Source organism: Vibrio crassostreae, assembly GCF_041439375.1.
GTDB classification, from domain to species: Bacteria; Pseudomonadota; Gammaproteobacteria; order Enterobacterales; family Vibrionaceae; genus Vibrio; species Vibrio crassostreae_D.
The window spans coordinates 62155-80330 of record NZ_JBGONY010000005.1 but is presented as its reverse complement, the minus strand read 5'-3'; the positions used below and the strand labels follow the sequence as shown (position 1 = coordinate 80330).

The 18176-nt window shown below is 43.1% G+C and carries 17 protein-coding genes and 1 riboswitch; of the genes, 8 read left to right on the top strand and 9 right to left on the bottom strand.

Features of this window, described 5'->3' with window-relative positions; translation table 11 throughout:
- Positions 1-25 precede the first annotated feature (25 nt).
- Positions 26-724: an arginyltransferase gene (locus tag ACED45_RS04030; protein ID WP_371713350.1), complete on the bottom strand. Its 699-nt coding sequence runs from the start codon at positions 722-724 to the stop codon at positions 26-28.
- Positions 724-1434, bottom strand: coding sequence for a leucyl/phenylalanyl-tRNA--protein transferase (gene aat, locus ACED45_RS04025; protein WP_019820980.1), 711 nt, complete (start codon positions 1432-1434; stop codon positions 724-726). The genes ACED45_RS04030 and aat overlap by 1 nt, the downstream gene beginning before the upstream one ends.
- Positions 1435-1487: 53 nt before the next feature.
- Between aat and ACED45_RS04020 the strand changes: the two genes are divergently transcribed.
- Positions 1488-1943: a glycine zipper 2TM domain-containing protein gene (locus ACED45_RS04020; RefSeq protein ID WP_050634895.1), complete on the top strand. Its 456-nt coding sequence runs from the start codon at positions 1488-1490 to the stop codon at positions 1941-1943.
- A gap of 162 nt (positions 1944-2105) precedes the next feature.
- A complete protein-coding gene (aroA, locus tag ACED45_RS04015; protein ID WP_048659670.1) occupies positions 2106-3386 on the top strand; it encodes a 3-phosphoshikimate 1-carboxyvinyltransferase in 1281 nt (426 codons plus the stop codon).
- Positions 3387-3431: 45 nt separating this feature from the next.
- Here the strand turns inward: aroA and ACED45_RS04010 are convergent, their stop codons facing one another.
- The gene (locus tag ACED45_RS04010) at positions 3432-3677 is read right to left on the bottom strand and encodes a YciN family protein (RefSeq protein ID WP_017062104.1); all 246 of its coding nucleotides are present in this window, start codon (positions 3675-3677) and stop codon (positions 3432-3434) included.
- Positions 3678-4116: 439 nt separating this feature from the next.
- Here ACED45_RS04010 and topA point away from each other — a divergent pair, with 439 nt between their 5' ends.
- The 4 genes from topA (at position 4117) to ACED45_RS03990 (ending at position 11028) form a co-directional block, all read left to right on the top strand.
- Positions 4117-6747 carry a type I DNA topoisomerase gene (gene topA, locus ACED45_RS04005; protein ID WP_371713349.1) on the top strand — a complete coding sequence of 877 codons (2631 nt, stop codon included), beginning with the start codon at positions 4117-4119 and terminating at the stop codon, positions 6745-6747.
- A 524-nt stretch (positions 6748-7271) separates the two neighbouring features.
- Positions 7272-8501 carry a glucose-1-phosphate adenylyltransferase gene (gene glgC / locus ACED45_RS04000; RefSeq protein WP_080582251.1) on the top strand — a complete coding sequence of 410 codons (1230 nt, stop codon included), beginning with the start codon at positions 7272-7274 and terminating at the stop codon, positions 8499-8501.
- A complete protein-coding gene (gene glgA / locus ACED45_RS03995; protein ID WP_371713348.1) occupies positions 8491-9945 on the top strand; it encodes a glycogen synthase GlgA in 1455 nt (484 codons plus the stop codon). The genes glgC and glgA overlap by 11 nt, the downstream gene beginning before the upstream one ends.
- 285 nt (positions 9946-10230) lie before the next feature.
- Positions 10231-11028 carry an alpha/beta fold hydrolase gene (locus ACED45_RS03990; RefSeq protein ID WP_017062100.1) on the top strand — a complete coding sequence of 266 codons (798 nt, stop codon included), beginning with the start codon at positions 10231-10233 and terminating at the stop codon, positions 11026-11028.
- Between the two features lie 131 nt (positions 11029-11159).
- On the opposite strand, the gene ACED45_RS03985 is transcribed toward ACED45_RS03990, so the two are convergent.
- The 5 genes from ACED45_RS03985 to torD all read right to left on the bottom strand — a co-directional run bounded on the left by ACED45_RS03985 (position 11160) and on the right by torD (position 15299).
- Entirely contained in the window at positions 11160-11477 is a 318-nt protein-coding gene (locus tag ACED45_RS03985) for a putative signal transducing protein (RefSeq protein WP_017062099.1), read from the bottom strand.
- A 64-nt stretch (positions 11478-11541) separates the two neighbouring features.
- The gene (locus ACED45_RS03980; RefSeq protein ID WP_017072239.1) at positions 11542-12222 is read right to left on the bottom strand and encodes a TVP38/TMEM64 family protein; all 681 of its coding nucleotides are present in this window, start codon (positions 12220-12222) and stop codon (positions 11542-11544) included.
- A gap of 134 nt (positions 12223-12356) precedes the next feature.
- Positions 12357-12947, bottom strand: coding sequence for a TfoX/Sxy family DNA transformation protein (locus tag ACED45_RS03975; RefSeq protein ID WP_019820997.1), 591 nt, complete (start codon positions 12945-12947; stop codon positions 12357-12359).
- Between the two features lie 127 nt (positions 12948-13074).
- A riboswitch (cyclic di-GMP riboswitch) is annotated at positions 13075-13160 on the bottom strand.
- Between the two features lie 170 nt (positions 13161-13330).
- The gene (gene purR / locus ACED45_RS03970; protein ID WP_017063507.1) at positions 13331-14335 is read right to left on the bottom strand and encodes an HTH-type transcriptional repressor PurR; all 1005 of its coding nucleotides are present in this window, start codon (positions 14333-14335) and stop codon (positions 13331-13333) included.
- 316 nt (positions 14336-14651) lie between these two features.
- Positions 14652-15299 (bottom strand): molecular chaperone TorD, encoded by a 648-nt coding sequence (gene torD / locus ACED45_RS03965; protein WP_371713347.1) that lies wholly within the window; start codon positions 15297-15299, stop codon positions 14652-14654.
- Between the two features lie 256 nt (positions 15300-15555).
- Between torD and torR the strand changes: the two genes are divergently transcribed.
- Positions 15556-16269, top strand: coding sequence for a two-component system response regulator TorR (gene torR, locus ACED45_RS03960; RefSeq protein ID WP_146492183.1), 714 nt, complete (start codon positions 15556-15558; stop codon positions 16267-16269).
- A 93-nt stretch (positions 16270-16362) separates the two neighbouring features.
- Here the strand turns inward: torR and elyC are convergent, their stop codons facing one another.
- The gene (gene elyC / locus ACED45_RS03955; RefSeq protein WP_146492182.1) at positions 16363-17217 is read right to left on the bottom strand and encodes an envelope biogenesis factor ElyC; all 855 of its coding nucleotides are present in this window, start codon (positions 17215-17217) and stop codon (positions 16363-16365) included.
- Positions 17218-17332: 115 nt separating this feature from the next.
- On the opposite strand from elyC, the gene cmoM reads away from it, so the two are divergent.
- On the top strand, positions 17333-18118 hold the full coding sequence (gene cmoM / locus ACED45_RS03950) for a tRNA uridine 5-oxyacetic acid(34) methyltransferase CmoM (protein WP_146492181.1): 786 nt from the start codon (positions 17333-17335) through the stop codon (positions 18116-18118).
- Positions 18119-18176 lie beyond the last annotated feature (58 nt).

Here is an 18176-nt window from a genome sequence, read left to right as displayed (position 1 = left end):
AAAATATGTAAAGTTGTCGCGTATTCTACCCTTGCCACCGCTGATTTACTAGCCTTTGATGACGTTGAAATCGTACTTTATAGTTCATCGCAGGGCATTCATCGATTTGATAACCCAAATATAACCATTGTTTTTGTTCTTTCTGGGCATGTTGGATCTGAAATAGAACGCCAAGTGTTCCCATCGAAATGTCGATATCAGGATCGAAGAAGGTATAAAATGCGCTTGTACAGTGAGTCATGATGTCGGTTACGGCGATAGCAACCAACTTGTTCTCATCATAGATATGCATGAACTTTGTAGTAAGCCACTCATTTTTAGAGAACTGTAGAAACTCTTCTTTCTTTGGTGGATACATGGTTCCCGAACGGTGACGAGCGGTGATATACCGACTGTATAAATCAAACCAGTTGTCATCCATCTCATCTTTCAGTTCCCAACGCAGTGATTTTCCCTTGTTAAGGATTCGTCGTTGGCTTTTGGAAAGCTTTACCTCAGGAATAGAAAGCCGAATCGCTTGGCATGCTGAGCAATTATCGCAATGTGGCTTATAAATGGTTGCTCCACTGCGGCGAAATCCATTCGCAAGCAGAACTTCATAGTTATCTGAGGTGTGCATGTGTTCATCAAGCGTGACCGCCACTCTCTCTTCGAGGTTAGATAAGTAGCTGCAAGCGTGATTGTCTGTTAATCCAATTCTGATTTGTTGTAAATCTGGATTCATTAAGGCATTTCCTTTAGCCATTGGGTTTTAAAGCATGCATCGTTAACGGAGAATTCTTTGAGTAATTGCAGGGAACCTAGGAATTCATCCCTATCAACCTCGATAGCGCCTAAGGATTCCAAGTGAGGGTTCATGACTTGGCAATCAATCATTTGTCCGCCGAATTGTGTAAAGTGTTCACAAAAGTACCACAGCGCAATTTTAGAGGCATTGCTCTTTAGGCTGAACATCGATTCACCGCAAAAGACTTGGCCTCTTTGTAAGCCATAAAGTCCGCCGATTAGCTCATCATCTTGCCAAACCTCAACCGAGTGGCAGAAACCTAATGAAGCGAGTTTGCGGTAGGCTGACTGCATGTCACTGTTTAGCCAGGTTTCTTCTTCGGGTCTTAGTGAAGAGCAATACCCAATTACTCTGTCCGTCGCTTGGTTGATGCTGACACGGTAATTGTGCTTTCTTTGAAACTTTTTAAGACTTTTTGACGGTTCGAATGTCTTAGGATTAAATACCGCTCGCGGTGCAGGGCTCCACCAAAGTATAGGCTCACCTGGGCCATACCATGGAAATATACCTTGGCTATAAGCGTTTAAAATTCGCATTGGTGATAAATCACCACCGAAGGCGAGCAGACCGTTGGGTTCATCAAGCGCGTCGAAAGGCGAAGGAAACTCTATACTAGTAGTATCAAGTTCGGTTAGGTATATAGTCATAAGTACCGCATTACAGATTAATCACTGACCAAGAGGTCTTTAGGAGTTTTACCATGAAGAAGTTGCTTTGGATTTTACTTGTTTTGCCCATGTTGGCAAATGCAGCTTACAACAGAAACCAAGCTCGACCAGTAAACGAGGTGGTTTATGGTGAGATTGATACGGTTAGATACATCACTCAGCAAGAGATCGTTGAATCGAAAGCGAATGGTTGGGAAACCTTGTTAGGTGCGGCGATTGGTGGCTTGATTGGTAACCAGTTTGGCGGCGGCACCGGTAAAGAAGTGGCGACAGCTGTCGGTGCAGTAGCAGGTGCGGGTATTGCTCGTAACCGAGGTAACACACAGTATAAAGTTGAGTACAAACTGGTCGAGTTACTGGTCAAAACCAAAGACGACAAGTTGGTCAACATCATCCAAGATGTCGATAACTCGATGTTGTTCAACCGAGGCGATGATGTACGAATTCTCTATTTTTCAGATGGCGTTCGAGTTGATCTCGCGTACTAGTATGTAAATACGATCGATTGGCTAATTAATCATCGGTTTGAGCGGGATTAGCTCTGGAGTTCGTTGGAAAAGTTCGTTAGTCTGCAAGTACGAAGAATTATTCATCACCCGAAAATAAATACGCGCCAGTGACTTCGGGTGGTACAAGGACTATAAGATTTAATGGAAAGCCTTACGTTACAACCAATTCAAAAAGTGAACGGGGAAGTTAACCTACCTGGTTCAAAAAGCGTTTCCAACCGTGCACTTCTTTTGGCTGCACTTTCTACGGGAACCACTCGCCTAACAAACTTACTAGACAGTGATGATATTCGTCATATGTTGAATGCATTGACGCAGCTAGGTGTTGATTACCAGTTGTCTGCAGACAAAACCGTTTGTGAAGTGACAGGTGTTGGTGGTGCATTCTCAAGTGATAAAGCTCTAGAGCTTTTCTTAGGTAACGCGGGTACGGCGATGCGTCCGCTGGCGGCTGCACTATGTTTAGGTCGCGGTGAATACGTTCTGACTGGTGAGCCGCGCATGAAAGAGCGCCCAATTGGCCACTTAGTAACGGCACTGAGAGAAGCCGGTGCCGACGTTGAATACTTAGAGAACGAAAACTATCCACCATTGAAGATCACAGGTACAGGCCTGAAGAGTGGTACGGTTTCAATCGATGGTTCTATCTCTAGCCAGTTTTTGACGGCATTTTTGATGGCTGCACCTCTGGCGGAAGGCGAAGTGACCATCAAAATTGACGGTGAATTAGTTTCTAAACCTTACATCGATATCACGCTACACATTATGAAACAATTTGGTGTGGACGTGATCAATAATGACTACCAAGAGTTCGTGATTCCGACAGGGCAATCTTACACAGCTCCGGGCGACTTCTTAGTAGAAGGTGATGCATCATCTGCGTCATATTTCCTTGCAGCTGCTGCTATCAAAGGTGGTGAGATTAAGGTCACTGGTATTGGTAAAAACAGTATCCAGGGTGATATCCAATTCGCTGATGCGCTTGAGAAAATGGGTGCGGAAATCGAATGGGGTGACGACTATGTTATTTCTCGTTGTGGCGAGCTGAAAGGCATTGATATGGACTATAACCATATTCCAGATGCTGCGATGACTATTGCGACAACAGCATTGTTTGCGAAAGGCACAACGGCAATCCGTAATGTCTACAACTGGCGAGTGAAAGAGACAGATCGCTTGGCGGCAATGGCAACAGAGCTACGTAAAGTCGGAGCCGAGGTTGAAGAGGGTGAAGATTACATCATTGTTAACCCTGTGGCTGAACTGACTCACGCGGCGATTGATACTTACGATGATCACCGTATGGCTATGTGTTTCTCGCTGGTTGCTTTGAGCGATACGCCTGTGACGATTAATGATCCAGGTTGTACGTCAAAGACATTCCCTGATTACTTCGATAAGTTGAAAATGCTGAGCCAGTAAAGGTTCAGGAACTAAAAAAGCTTGCCTAAATGGCAAGCTTTTTAATTATTGCTGAATTGTAAATTCTTTCGAAAGGTGGTGCGCTAAGTATTTAAACATGTTAAATACCGCGGTTGTATTCTCGGTCGGCATTCCATTGCTATCTAAGAAGTATTCACCTTTGAAGACGAGTACATCGTCTTTTTCTACTACGCTGTTTGCGCGCATGCCTTCAATGTAGTCATCATGTGATTGGATAATTTGGTTTGCGATAAGCAGTAAATCAAATTCTGCTATTACTTTCTTTGTCATGAGTTTATCTCTGATAACTGAATATAACGTTGAGTTTATGGTGTCGAACTAGAAATTCAATGATTTCACAACCGATTAAGAGAGTCTTTTCAAACATCCACAATTTATTTTGTGATTTACGGCAAAAATAATTGAATGGGGCTCGCGTTAGATTCGCGGACAAGCTTAGTATGAGCCCGTTTAGACGTAATGCCTGATGAATAGGCTCTTGCAAGTATTCTTAGTGAGTACTTTATAGCTTCTTTATATTGTGACCCTTTTATCTGTGAGTCGTCGAATTGTCGAGCGATCAGATCCAATTTTGAAAAAAGCGGTTGATCTTCTAGTAATCTCGCACAATAGTAAAAAAAGAAGCAATGAATTTAGAATATCATGCGTAAAAGCCCACAAGCTAAATTGTTGGTGCTGAAGCATCGTGATTAAGGACGTTAGAGTCAATATGGGTAAATCGCTCGTTATAGTGGAGTCGCCAGCCAAGGCTAAAACTATCAATAAATATCTTGGCAAAGACTTTGTCGTTAAGTCGAGTGTAGGTCACGTTCGTGATTTACCAACGGCGGGTCAAAGTACTGGTCAAAAGGCTGCTGCAGTTTCAACCAAGGGTATGAGCCCAGAAGATAAAGCTCGTATCAAGAAAGAAAAAGATCGCAAAGCTCTTATCAAAAAGATGGGTATTAATCCGTATAAAGAGTGGGAAGCGAACTACCAAATCCTACCTGGTAAAGAAAAAGTCGTTGCTGAATTGCAAAAACTTGCTGAGAACGCAGACCATGTTTATCTCGCAACCGATTTGGACCGCGAAGGAGAAGCTATCGCATGGCACCTTCGTGAGATCATCGGCGGCGATGAAACGCGATACAAGCGAGTGGTTTTTAACGAAATCACCAAGAATGCTATTCAACAAGCTTTCGAAACACCAGGCGAGCTAAACATCGATGGCGTAAACGCTCAACAAGCACGACGTTTTATGGACCGTGTTGTTGGCTTTATGGTGTCACCTCTGCTTTGGAAAAAAGTAGCACGAGGCCTATCCGCTGGCCGTGTTCAATCAGTAGCGGTAAAACTACTGGTAGAGCGTGAGCGCGAGATCAACGCCTTTATCCCTGAAGAGTTCTGGGATGTGCATGCTGATACTAAAACAGCAGAGAAAACCGATTTTAGACTGCAAGTAGCGCAGAAAGACGGTGTTGCGTTTAAACCTGAAAATGAAGCGCAAACACAAGCTGCTGTTAGCGTTTTAGAAAAAGCGCAATACGAAGTATGTAAACGTGAAGACCGCCCAACCAAGAGTAAGCCGTCTGCACCTTACATCACGTCGACGCTGCAACAAGCTGCGAGTACCCGTCTTGGTTATGGCGTAAAGAAAACCATGATGCTGGCTCAACGCTTGTATGAAGCGGGTTACATTACTTATATGCGTACTGACTCTACTAACTTGAGTTCAGAAGCTGTAGAAGCCGCTCGTGAATACATTGGTTCTGAGTACGGCGCGCAATATCTTCCACCTAAAGCACTTGTATACGGCAGCAAAGAGGGCGCTCAAGAGGCCCACGAAGCGATTCGTCCTTCAAGTGTAGATGTTAAGTCGGAAGACCTAAACGGCGTAGACGCAGACGCACACAAGCTTTACTCGCTAATTTGGAATCAATTCGTAGCGTGTCAAATGACGCCAGCTCAATACGATTCAACGACAGTAAGCGTTAAAGCAGATGAGTACACGTTAAAAGCGAAAGGTCGTATCCTTAAATTTGATGGTTGGACTCGTGTTCAGCGTCCAATGGGTAAGAACGAAGATACGATCCTTCCAGCAGTTCAGATCGGCGATAAGCTTGACCTGATCGCGCTAGACCCTAAACAGCACTTCACTAAGCCACCGGCTCGTTTCACTGAAGCGGCGCTAGTTAAAGAGCTTGAGAAGCGTGGTATTGGTCGTCCTTCAACATACGCATCAATCATCTCGACGATTCAAGACCGCGGTTATGTAAAAGTTGAACAGCGTCGTTTCTATGCTGAGAAGATGGGTGAAATTGTTACTGACCGTCTAGATGGTAGCTTTAACGACCTAATGAACTACGACTTCACTGCTCGTATGGAGCAGAAGTTGGACCAAATCGCAGAAGGCGAAGCAAGCTGGAAAGGCGTGCTAGATAACTTCTTCGAAGACTTTACTGGCGATTTGGAAAAAGCTGATTTAGACGAAGACGCTGGTGGCATGAAGCCAAATCATATCGTGGAAACTGATATTGAGTGTCCGACTTGTAGCCGTAAAATGGGTATTCGTACTGCTTCGACAGGCGTATTCCTTGGTTGTTCTGGCTATGCACTTCCACCAAAAGAGCGTTGTAAGACAACAATCAACCTTGGTGATGAAGAAGGCATTATCAACGTGCTTGAAGAAGACGTTGAAACAGCAGCACTTCGAGCTAAAAAGCGTTGTCCTATTTGTGAAACGGCAATGGATGCTTATCTAATCGATGATAAGCGTAAGATGCACGTATGTGGTAATAACCCGAACTGTGAAGGTTATGTGGTTGAGCACGGCGAATTTAAAGTGAAAGGCTACGATGGTCCACTTGTTGAGTGTGACAAGTGTGGTTCTGACATGGTTCTGAAGAACGGTCGTTTTGGTAAATACATGGACTGTACGAGTGAAGACTGTAAGAACACTCGTAAGATTCTGAAAAATGGCGAAGTTGCGCCACCGAAAGAAGACCCGGTACATTTCCCTGAACTTCCGTGTGAAAATTCAGACGCGTACTTTGTTCTTCGTGACGGTGCTTCTGGTCTATTTATGGCTGCGAGCAACTTCCCTAAATCACGTGAAACACGTGCACCGTTAGTGGAAGAGCTGGTTCGCTTTAAAGACCGTATCTCACCTAAGTTTCAATACCTAGCATCAGCACCAGTTGCTGACCCTGATGGTAAGCCGACAGTGGTTCGTTTTAGTCGTAAGACCAAAGAAAACTACGTTCGTACTGAAGTAGATGGAAAACCGTCCGGTTGGACTGCGTTGTACATCGGCGGTAAGTGGGAAGTTACGGATAAGCGTAAAAAGCCTAAAGAGAAGTAACTGAACGTTATTAATGAAAAAGCAGCCATTAGGCTGCTTTTTTTTGATCTCAATATGACTAAATATGCAACTTATTGATTTGGTGTTTCGTCTGCGAGAATTTATTAAATTCACACTGCAAAATAAATAACAGCAATTAATCACATCTTCTTATGTAACTTTAACGAGAATGTAACTTAATTAAAATATTGTAACTCACAGATCAGCGTTTAGTTGTATACCTGATGTGTGTCGGGTGTTAATGTAATGTTTCGTCTGGACGATGTAGTGTGAGCTGCTTTAAGTCTTAGGAAAGCAATCAGCTCACGTACCACAGAATGGCGTATTAAAAATTGAATTCGGCCGAAAAGTCGATAACGTATATAAAACCAAGTGCAAAGAATAGTGCACACATAACAACGTTTGGCTTAGGATATTGTCACTGTATGTGAATGGATATTCGCTAAATACCGAAATAAGTGTTGGTGCTCATCCCCCAGAGGAAGATACCTCTACGAGTACTAACATCGACAAGCTATAGATATATGGAGAATAAAATGGCTGGTGTATTGGGAATGATTCTTGCTGGTGGTGAAGGCTCTCGCTTAAGACCTTTAACTGAATCTCGCAGCAAACCCTCGGTTCCTTTCGGTGGTAGTTACCGCTTAATTGATTTCGCTTTGAACAACTTCGTTAATGCTGATCTAATGAAGATCTACGTATTAACACAATTTAAGTCACAGTCATTGTTCCACCATATGAAAAAAGGCTGGAATATCAGTGGTATAACAGACCGTTTCATCGACCCAATTCCTGCACAAATGCGTAAAGGAAAGCGTTGGTATGAAGGTACAGCAGATGCTATCTACCAAAACATGGGCTTTATGGAGTTGGAAGAACCTGATCAAGTCTGTATTTTTGGTTCAGACCATATCTATAAGATGGACATCAAACAGATGCTTGATTTCCATAAAGAGAAGAAAGCGGCTCTAACAGTATCAGCATTGCGCATGCCGCTTGCTGAAGCATCAGAATTCGGTGTTATTGAGGTTGATGCTGATGGCCGTATGATTGGCTTTGAAGAGAAACCTGCAAATCCGAAGTCGATCCCGGGCGATCCAGAATCAGCGCTCGTTTCAATGGGCAATTACGTGTTCGAAGCGAAAGAGCTTTTTGCTGAACTAACGGAAGATGCTGATAGAGAAGGTTCGACACACGATTTCGGCAAAGACATTATTCCAAACATGTTCCCACGTGGTGATGTGTTTGTTTATGATTTCAGCACCAATCGTATTACTGGTGAGAAAGAAGAAGTTTACTGGCGCGATGTAGGTACGATTGACGCGTACTGGCAAGCGCATATGGACCTTCTTAAGAAAGATGCGCCATTCTCGCTATACAACCGTAAATGGCCTCTACACACTTATTACCCGCCACTACCACCTGCTACGTTTACTGATTCGGCAAATGGTCGAATTCAGATCATTGATAGTCTTGTTTGTAGCGGTAGTTACGTACGTGGTTCGCGTATTGAAAAGAGTGTACTGGGTTTCCGCAGCAATATCGCATCAGCGTGTGATATTAGCGAAAGTATCTTACTCGGTGATGTAAAAGTGGGTGAGGGTTGTATCCTGCGCCGCGTTATCATTGATAAAGATGCAGATATCGCACCGGGTACACAGATTGGTGTAAATCTGACAGAAGACAAAAAGCATTACCACGTATCTGACGATGGTGTCGTAGTGATTTCTAAAGGAGCACGAGTTGGTTACTAAGACTCTCTCGGTACTTTTTGTAGCGTCTGAAGTTGAAGGCTTGATTAAAAGTGGTGGCTTGGCTGATGTAGCCAAGGCACTACCGAAAGCGTTGCAAACACTCGAACAGGACGTTCGAGTGACTATCCCCGCCTATAGAAATATTCCAAACATTGATTCAGCAGAAGTTGTTTTATCGACTGAACTCGATCATTGGCCTCATACGGCTTACCAAGTGAAAAAACTGAGCGTAGAAGGCGTTCCAGTTTTTGGTATTGAATGTGCCAAGTATTTCGACCGCCCGGAAATGTACGCAGAAAACAATCAAGCTTATGCTGATAACGGAGAGCGCTTCTCGTTCTTTAGTGCAGCCTGTCTTGATATGCTTCCTAAACTTGGTTTTCAACCGGATATCATTCATGCAAATGACTGGCATACAGGTTTCGTTCCTTTCTTGCTTAAATCGCGTTACCAACAACACGATTTCTTTGAAAATACACGCAGTGTTATCTCGATTCACAATGCGGTATTCAAAGGTGTGTTCGCATACGATGAATTACAATTCCTGCCAGAGATGCACAGTTATCATGTGCCAGAAGCTTCAGTGAGTGACACTCATGTCACTATGCTAAGAGCTGGCGTGATGTGCGCTGATAAAGTGAACGCTGTAAGTCCTACCTATGCAGAAGAGTTGAAAACGGAATTAGGTAGCCACGGTATGGCTGCAGAATTCCAACACAGATCAGCTGATCTGTTCGGCATTTTGAATGGTTGCGATTACGGAGCTTGGAACCCGGAAACAGACGCTTTCCTTCCTCGTAAATACAAAGCGACCAAGCACAGCATGGCTCGCGGAAAATCAGCTTGTAAGCAAAAACTGCAACAAGATGTAGGTTTACCCGTTGCCGATTGCGCGGTTTATGGCATGGTTTGTCGCTTGACGAATCAAAAAGGTGTTCATTACTTACTGCCTATCATCGAACAGTTTTTGAAAAATGATCTTCAGATCGTGATTGTCGGTACTGGCGATCCGGTTTTGGCGAGTCAATTGAAAGAGCTATCAGCGCTTCACTCAGATAAGTTCTCGTTCGTAGAAGCGTACAATAATGAACTTGCGCACTTGGTTGAAGCAGGCTCTGATTTCTTCTTGATGCCTTCGGAATTTGAACCGTGTGGCTTAAACCAAATCTACAGCATGGCTTACGGTACTTTGCCGATTGTTCGTTCTGTGGGAGGTTTAAAAGACAGCGTGAATGATTACGATGAAGATCCTGAAGTCGCGACTGGGTTTGCTTTTGAAGAGCCAACACCGCAGGCGTTATTGGCTGTGTTACATCGTTCATTACTGCTTTATGCACAAAACCCATCTGAAATTAAGCGTGCTCAGCTTTATGCGATGCAGCAAGATTTTAGTTGGGAAGATGCGGCTAAAGAATACCTAGCTATGTATCATTCAGCATTTTAACTTGTTGACTTAGCTTTAAAATTAGCGGGCGGGCAACAACAGCTCGTAATAAATGAAGGCGCTCTAATTGTTGAGTGCCTTTTTGTTTCCTGGTCAGAGCACATCACGTTTACGAAGACAAAGCTTGCAAACTCATTTTTGTCAGGTAGAAAAGGTGAGGTAGGTATTCACATGACTAATGATAGCTTTGACACTATTATCACTTAAAGTTCTTAATAGCGTGGTATCCTTAGTCATCGCCTCGTGATGAGGCATAGCTCCATTCCAATAATTAAAGCGATAGGTATGTCTGAGAGTTTACTATTTCATAAAACATTTACTCACCCTACGAGCGATGAGTGGGTTGTATTTGTGCATGGCGCAGGAGGCAGTTCCTCCATCTGGTTCAAGCAGATCAAAGCGTATAAACAGCATTTCAACTTACTTCTCATTGATCTGAGAGGGCACGGTAAATCAGACAATATACTTAAAGGGCTGATTTCGAATCGTTATACGTTCAAATCGGTGACGCTTGATATTCTTAAAGTGTTAGACCATCTTAAGATCCGTTCTGCACATTTCGTTGGCATGTCTTTGGGCACGATTATTGTGCGTAACGTTGCCGAACTGGCGGCTGGCCGTGTACGTTCAATGGTACTGGGTGGCGCTGTCACCAAGCTAAACACTCGCTCTCAAGTGTTAATCAAGTTGGGTAACCTCAGCAAGCACATCATTCCTTACATGTGGTTATACAGCCTTTTTGCTTATGTTGTGATGCCACAAAAAAGCCAAAAAGAGTCTCGTCACCTTTTTATCCGCGAAGCCAAAAAACTGTGCCAGAAAGAATTTAAACGCTGGTTTATCTTAACGGCTGATGTAAACCCCTTGATGAAATATTTTAAAGATAGAGAGCTACCAATACCGACTCTTTATTTGATGGGTGAACGTGACTACATGTTTATTAAGCCTGTAAAAGAAATGGTTGCAGCGCATGAATCGAGCGAGCTAGTAGAAATCCCGAATTGTGGACACGTGTGTAACGTGGAAAACCCTGAAGAGTTTAATCAGCGTTCGATTGCGTTTATTCAAAAACAAATTCAGTGATTTTCTAGGCGTGAAATCAAAGATGATGAGTTAATCGAATTGAAATAAAAACGGGAAGCTAACTTTAGCTTCCCGTTTTTAATTGGAGGAGGTATCTGACCGAATCGTTCTATCAGGTCACTGAAACCCTGCTATTCAGGTGAGGCAGCACCGCACTGCCAGCAAGAGCCGAATTGCGCTTCGTTGACTTCATGACACTCACCACAACGCCACTCTTCATAGATGATCGAATCTTGCTGCTTTTGGTAGTCATTGACGAGCATGCGAGCTTTACTGGCCAATTCTGGCTCATATAACCATACGTAAGGGTCAGTTTCTTCAGTGAATGGGATTTCCCCCTTTAATCCGAACAACCCCTCACCACGGACTTCACAGGCAATATTCTCGCTTTCTAACAATCCACAGATGATATGAGCTTCTGTCGGATTCGATGCACTGAAGATTTTCATTGAAATAGAACCTTATTCGGCTATCTGTGTTATTTAGATATTATAAACTATTCTGCTATATACATTATTCAGCTACGGGTGCTGAGCGAAACTTACCCATCAACCATTTAGCCACTATTGGGAATATCCCCAATAATGCAAATGACAATAGTACTGAAGGGGAGACGATGCCCGAAAGTGAATCAATTTCTGCGAGCTGAGTACCAGCATTCAAGAAAACCGCCGTCCCCGGTAACATCCCGATTTGACTCGTAATGTAGTAACGACTCACTGACATCGGTGTTAGACCCATCAATAGGTTGATAAGGAAAAATGGGAATACAGGAATCAGACGCAGAGAAAACAGGTAAAATGCGCCGTCTTTTTCAACCCCCTTGTTAATTGTCGCCAATTTGTCACCAAACTTGGTTTGAATCCAGTCACGCAACAGGTAACGGCTACTTAAGAAAGCTAAGGTCGCACCGATCGCACTTGCGAAAGATACCAGTAGCAAGCTGTTCCAGAAGCCGAATAGCGCGGCCCCTAATAAGGTTACAACAGCGGCACCAGGAATGGAGAAAGCCGTAATCATGACATACGCGACAAAATAGATAGCGGCAGCCGCAATAAAGTTGCTGTCAATGTAGTCATTTAACACAGCTTGTTGGGCCTTAGCATTTTCAAGCGTTAAGTACTGGCCGAAATTGATGCCTAACAAGACGATGGTTACGACCAACACAATACCCAATATCATTTTCTTACTCATTGATACTTCCTCTAAATTTTCAATGCATACCGATAGTATAGATAGACAGGCAAAGCATAGATTAACTTTCACCAGATATAAAAAAAGCCGCAGTAAATGCGGCTTAGTTATGTATATAGATTGCACTGACAATGTTAATTGACGCGATTGATAAGCTCTTCGCGACGCTGCTGCGGTATAACAGACCAATGTGTACCATTAATCGCGCCTTCTAGCGCCCAAAGTAGTTCAATACTGACAGAAGACGCATGCGATTCTTTGATGGCGTTAAATGCGTTTACAGAGCCAGATTCATATAAACGTTCTACAGAATCGATCCCTGCCTTTTTCAACATACGCTCGGTAGCGAGTCGAAGATTAGGCAGATCTTTGAGTCGGGTCGGCTTAGCAGAAGATTGCTCAGCTTTTTCTTCTTTAGCAAAACCTAGAGACGTGGTTGCAAGCTGCAAGATTTTCTCTTGGTCTTGCCAGAGGCCTTCAGGTAAAGCGAAATATTTAGTAACGACAGGGAAACCACGTTTTTTGTAGACGTACGGTTGAAACCCTTGTTGTTCGAATTGTTTCGTTGTGCCTTTGTCTGCGCGTATGTGCAACTGGTCATTTACAACCAGAGCAAACATAGTGTCATCAGCAAAAAGACCGAAGCCACCAAACATTGAGCGTGATTTTATTTTTCCTAGGGACTCAAATAACTTCATCGAGTCCTTTAGTATCGGTTTATCCATGTTATTTATCTCGGTGTATTTGAACTACGCCACCAAATAAGCAGGTCCGAGAGATTAGCAAAATGTTGCAATTAAATTGTCAATTAGCCGTAAATTACTAAATTATTAGTAGTTACTGCATTTTGCCATCGGTAACCCCGCTACCATACCAACGAGTGGTTTAGGCCGGAAGCTTTGCGTCTCACTCTTTCAAGTGATTTGCCCTGTGCGTGACTGATTGAATAGAATAAAGTTTTTGTTGAATGAGGCTCACACTTGTTATTTCAAAATGTGATATTGCTTCAATTAATGATCTTTCCAGTATGATACCAGGTTCATTCCTGTTGTTGATAAAAAAAGCGCACCTAAAGGTGCGCTTAATTATATTAAACTGAATTTATCAATTAATTTAACGTTTTAACTGTGCTTCGCTCAACAATTTCAGGATGCATTTCGAACACACGCTTTTCATGGTCTTTATCTTTAATGCGTTCTAACAAAATTTCGAAAGCGTTCTTACCAACACGACGTTTGGGTTGGTGAACCGTTGTTAACGGCGGAGAGAAGTATTCAGCCAACTCGATGTTGTCATAGCCGATCACTGAAATATCTTCAGGGATACGAATTCCTTTCTCTTGCAGTCGGCTCATTAAGCCGAGTGCCATTGTGTCGTTAAAGCAGAATACCGCCGTTGGACGATCTTCCATCTCAACGATTTGTTCTGCAGCAAGAACAGCCGTATCACACTCGAAGTTGCCTTCGATGATCATATTGTCATCGGCAGAAATTTTAGCTTCATTGAGTGCGCGCTTGTAACCGGCAATACGTTCAACACATGCTGCTTTGTCTAAGTGGCCACTTAAACAAGCAATCTTAGAGTGACCGCGTTCAATGAGGTATTTGGTTGCTAGATAGCCACCTTCTTCAGAGTTATCGATGATCTTATCAGCTTGAGAACTCTCTGGACCCCAGTCCATTATTACTTTAGGGATGTCAGCGTGACGGTCTAACATCTCTCTCAGTTCTTCAGTTAGGTCAGAACACATCACTAAGATGCCATCTACACGTTTCTCAGCAAGCATTCGAATGTAATCACGTTGCTTCTCATAGATACCGCCCGTATTACACAGGATCAAAGTGTAACCTTGACGGTAACAGTAGCTCTCAACACCATCGATAACTTCAGAGAAGAATAGGTTAGTTGATTGAGTAACTAGCATGCCGATAGTGCGTGTTGTATTGCACTTCAAACTACGAGCAACTGCACTTGGCGCATAGTTAAGTTCATCTACTGCTTTGTTTACTTTTTCTTGAGTCGCTTCAGCAACAAAGCGAGTTTTGTTGATTACGTGAGAAACGGTTGTTGTTGATACGCCGGCTAAGCGAGCGACATCTTTGATAGTGGCCATGGTTTTATCCTATTAGAAGCTACTTTCCCAAAGTACGGAATGAAGTAGCCGTTAAGCTACCTAACTAAGAGCTTAAATTTGTAGGGCTCTTTGGGTACTAAAGTGCTAAAAAACAAAAAACCGCTATTGAGCGGCTTGTCTTAACACCGAAATGCTCTGAACTTTAATAAGCATAGCATTTCGTGAATGTTTCATATTTTATCGTTTGCGGTCACAATTTTAGACTGACTAGAAATTACTCGCAATAAAATTCACCCAGAAATCCGAGTGAATTGTCACATTCTGCTGAATTTGTTTACCAAATCATCCAATAAACTTATTCACCAGCGAGGTATTGAGTGTCTAATGTGCAGAATGCCAGTAGCAGAGCTGAGACTGAAGCGTAGAAACCGAATTCGTCAACGTCATGACATTTTACGTTGAACCTTGGTACCCAAGTAAGCAGTTGTTGTTCGATAAATTGCTGTTGAACGGCGAACGATTTTTCGAGTTCTTCTTCAAGATCCGTTTCATTAGAACGGATGATCAAGTTACCAAGAAAATCGAGTTCGATAGCGATGTGGTCTGCTGGCTCTTTTAAGTCTTGGTTCACGACTAAGTTGTGCTTGGCCATGATCTCTTCCATATCTCTTGCAGGCTTATCATTTAAAAGGCCAGTTTCGCCGATATACATGGAAGCGTAAGGAAGAGCGCCGTGTTTGTCTGTCTTTAAGAAAAGATCGCAAAAGTCTGCAGACAGTTCTAGTTGGGCATCTTCACGTGTTTGGAGACGGTTCAGTGCATCGACTAAGCGATCAATCGCAGGCTTTAGTGTTTCATTTTCGCCTAAACCAGTTAGGAAAGAACGAATCTCAACAGAGTGGTAGTGATCGAGTTCTTCTTGGGTGAGCTCTTTGGCGAATAAGCTTGATAGCCACCAGTATATTTCGGCTCTTTGCTCGTTGAATGCTTTCGTTTCTTTCATTTGATTAATCCTAATATCGTCTTTCGTAATACCTAGGGTACGAAGGCTGAATAACAAGGTTATTTGCGAAACGCAAAGTTACTCGTTAGTAGTAATGCCTATATTGAATTGCGATGGAAGATAAATAGCAAGGTTTAAGATTGTCTTGTATCAAAAAAAATCCATGTTTCTGGCTTTTATCTCGTGTACTACTAGAATTGTTACGAGTTATGAATAGAATAGTCACTGAAACTATTAAATAAGAAAAGTGGTGTAGATGAGCTATCACGTATTAGTCGTAGAAGATGATGTGGTAACCCGCAGTAAACTGGTTGGATACTTCCAGAACGAAGGTTACACAGTTAGCGAAGCCGAAAGCGGCGCTCAAATGAGAGGCGTGTTAGAAGAAAACAACGTTGACCTCATTATGCTGGACATCAACTTACCAGGCGAAGATGGATTGATGCTAACTCGCGAATTACGCAGTCAATCAGACATTGGAATTATTTTAGTTACTGGACGCACGGATAGCATCGACAAAATTGTAGGCCTTGAAATGGGCGCTGACGATTATGTTACTAAACCCTTCGAACTTCGCGAGTTATTGGTTCGAGTTAAAAACCTACTTTGGCGTATTTCTGCCGCTCGTAAAACGGCAGCAGGTGCGGCTGAAGAACCAGAAGATGAATCAGTGGTTCGTTTTGGTGAGTGGACATTTGATATCCCTCGTCGTGCGTTAAGCAAAAACGGTGAACCGGTTAAACTGACGAAAGCTGAATACGAATTATTGGTTGCACTGTCTTCTTACCCAAATCAGGTGTTAAGCCGTGAGCGTATTCTCAATATGATTAGCCACCGTGTGGATGCGCCTAATGACCGTACCATCGACGTACTAATCCGTCGTATGCGTGCAAAAATGGAGTTCGATCCTAAGAACCCACAAATTTTTGTGACGGTTCACGGTGAAGGTTACATGTTTGCTGGTGACTAATTCCCGTTGAGTGTATTAGGATATTTGAATGTTAAAAAGCCGAGGCATCTTTGATGTCTCGGCTTTTTTTACTGAATATTTTATGCAATCTGCTTATTGAGACTGTGCTGCAGAAACGTCACTGCCACCTTCAACAAGGTTGGATGCTTCGGGAACAACAATAGGCTCTTCGACCGGGTCATTACTTGTATCAAGCCAATCACGCAGGCTTTGCCAAACCAACCCCATGGTTTCGTGCCAGTAACGCTCAGTCTGCTCAAGGTAGAGAGCTTTTGGCATATACTTATTCCAAGGCTCAACAATCCCTTCTTGTGCAAGGTAGTTAGTTGGTGCTGGTAGAGGTTTCATGCCGGCAGCATTGAATTCATTCAGTGCGCGAGTCATATGGCTAGCTGAAGTCACTAGCACCATTCTTTTATTCTTAACAAACGCAGCAGCTTGGCGGGCTTCTTCCCAGGTGTCTTTTGCTGTTTCAAGCAGAATGATATCAGGTTTTGCTACGCCTAGTGCTAATGCAACTTTAGCCATCATTCTTGCGTTACTTACTTCAGTGCCTGCGCCATAGCCAGACAAAATAAGTTTTGCACCAGGGTAAAGGCGTAGAATACGAATCCCTTCACTTAAGCGCATCAGGCCGGTGCGACTAAGTTCTGATGTCGGTGGAATTTGGTCATCTACGACGTGACCACTTCCGAGAACCATCACGTAATCGACGGTTTCATCGACAGGTAAAAAAGCGGTGTGTTGCCTTTCCATTGGCATTAAAAGTTGACTAGAAACTGGCTGGAAAGCGATTAGGAAAATACCACATAGGGCTGAAAGGGTGATTAGGCAACCAGTCTTCCTTTTGGTAGTAAACATCACTAGGGCTAAACCCAGAAAAGCGAGAATTAACATTGCTGGCAGTGGCATCAATAGCGAAGACACTACTTTTTTCAGCTCAAACATATCCGAATAGTCCGAAAAAACATCACTTAGTAGTAAAAAGAGACATCGCCTCTTTATTCCTGAAATTCCTGTGACAGAATAGCAGGCACGATAGGACATACTAACTCAAGTAGCCGTGACTGAAGACCGTAATTTCGACGATATTGCCCACAAATTTGCAAAAAATATTTACGGTTCTGACAAAGGAGAGATCCGTCAGATCATCGTATGGGAAGATTTAGAACAAGCTTTGAGCAAATTTGAACAATCAGCTTCGCCACTGCATGTGCTTGATGCTGGAGGCGGACTTGCACAGATGTCGCAAAAAATTGCGTCGCTTGGGCATAACGTTTCTCTGTGTGACCTCTCTTCTGAAATGCTGAAGCTCGCAGAAGAAAGTATCAGCGAAGCGGGTTTGTTAGAGCAATATCGATTTATTCATTCACCGGTACAAAAAGTCGCAGAACATCTCGATGGAAAAGTCGATTTTGTGATGTTTCATGCCGTAATGGAATGGTTAGCCGATCCTAAAGAGGCGCTTGATTTATTGCTTGAACAAGTTAAACCGGGTGGCGTTGCCTCGATAATGTTTTACAACCACCACGGATTAGTCCTGAAAAATGTGATTTGTGGCAATATTCCTCATGTATTGAATGGGATGCCACATCGAAAACGGTTTAAGCTGCAACCACAAAAAGGCTTGAAGCCGGAAGAGGTTTACCAATGGATAGAAGACGCTGGTCTAGAAATCTGTGGTAAATCAGGCATTCGCTCTTTCAGTGACTACATAGGTAATATGGAGTACATGGGCGATTACCAATTTGAAGATGTATTGGAACTGGAAAAACAGCTATGTCGCCAAGAGCCATATCTGTCACTAGGCCGTTATATTCACGTTTGGGCTCAAAAACCTGCGCAATAATAGCGCTGAATGTGGTAAAAGAAGCCACAACATGCGCTATGCCATCGTAAGAAGCCCG

What these genes read in the sequence shown, in the direction of transcription:
- ACED45_RS04030 (WP_371713350.1), bottom strand. Translation starts at nt 724, where the DNA reads ATGAATCCAGATTTACAACAAATCAGAATTGGATTAACAGACAATCAC.
- aat (WP_019820980.1), bottom strand. Translation starts at nt 1,434, where the DNA reads ATGACTATATACCTAACCGAACTTGATACTACTAGTATAGAGTTTCCT.
- ACED45_RS04020 (WP_050634895.1), top strand. Translation starts at nt 1,488, where the DNA reads ATGAAGAAGTTGCTTTGGATTTTACTTGTTTTGCCCATGTTGGCAAAT.
- aroA (WP_048659670.1), top strand. Translation starts at nt 2,106, where the DNA reads ATGGAAAGCCTTACGTTACAACCAATTCAAAAAGTGAACGGGGAAGTT.
- ACED45_RS04010 (WP_017062104.1), bottom strand. Translation starts at nt 3,677, where the DNA reads ATGACAAAGAAAGTAATAGCAGAATTTGATTTACTGCTTATCGCAAAC.
- topA (WP_371713349.1), top strand. Translation starts at nt 4,117, where the DNA reads ATGGGTAAATCGCTCGTTATAGTGGAGTCGCCAGCCAAGGCTAAAACT.
- glgC (WP_080582251.1), top strand. Translation starts at nt 7,272, where the DNA reads ATGGAGAATAAAATGGCTGGTGTATTGGGAATGATTCTTGCTGGTGGT.
- ACED45_RS03990 (WP_017062100.1), top strand. Translation starts at nt 10,231, where the DNA reads ATGTCTGAGAGTTTACTATTTCATAAAACATTTACTCACCCTACGAGC.
- ACED45_RS03985 (WP_017062099.1), bottom strand. Translation starts at nt 11,477, where the DNA reads ATGAAAATCTTCAGTGCATCGAATCCGACAGAAGCTCATATCATCTGT.
- ACED45_RS03980 (WP_017072239.1), bottom strand. Translation starts at nt 12,222, where the DNA reads ATGAGTAAGAAAATGATATTGGGTATTGTGTTGGTCGTAACCATCGTC.
- ACED45_RS03975 (WP_019820997.1), bottom strand. Translation starts at nt 12,947, where the DNA reads ATGGATAAACCGATACTAAAGGACTCGATGAAGTTATTTGAGTCCCTA.
- purR (WP_017063507.1), bottom strand. Translation starts at nt 14,335, where the DNA reads ATGGCCACTATCAAAGATGTCGCTCGCTTAGCCGGCGTATCAACAACA.
- torD (WP_371713347.1), bottom strand. Translation starts at nt 15,299, where the DNA reads ATGAAAGAAACGAAAGCATTCAACGAGCAAAGAGCCGAAATATACTGG.
- torR (WP_146492183.1), top strand. Translation starts at nt 15,556, where the DNA reads ATGAGCTATCACGTATTAGTCGTAGAAGATGATGTGGTAACCCGCAGT.
- elyC (WP_146492182.1), bottom strand. Translation starts at nt 17,217, where the DNA reads ATGTTTGAGCTGAAAAAAGTAGTGTCTTCGCTATTGATGCCACTGCCA.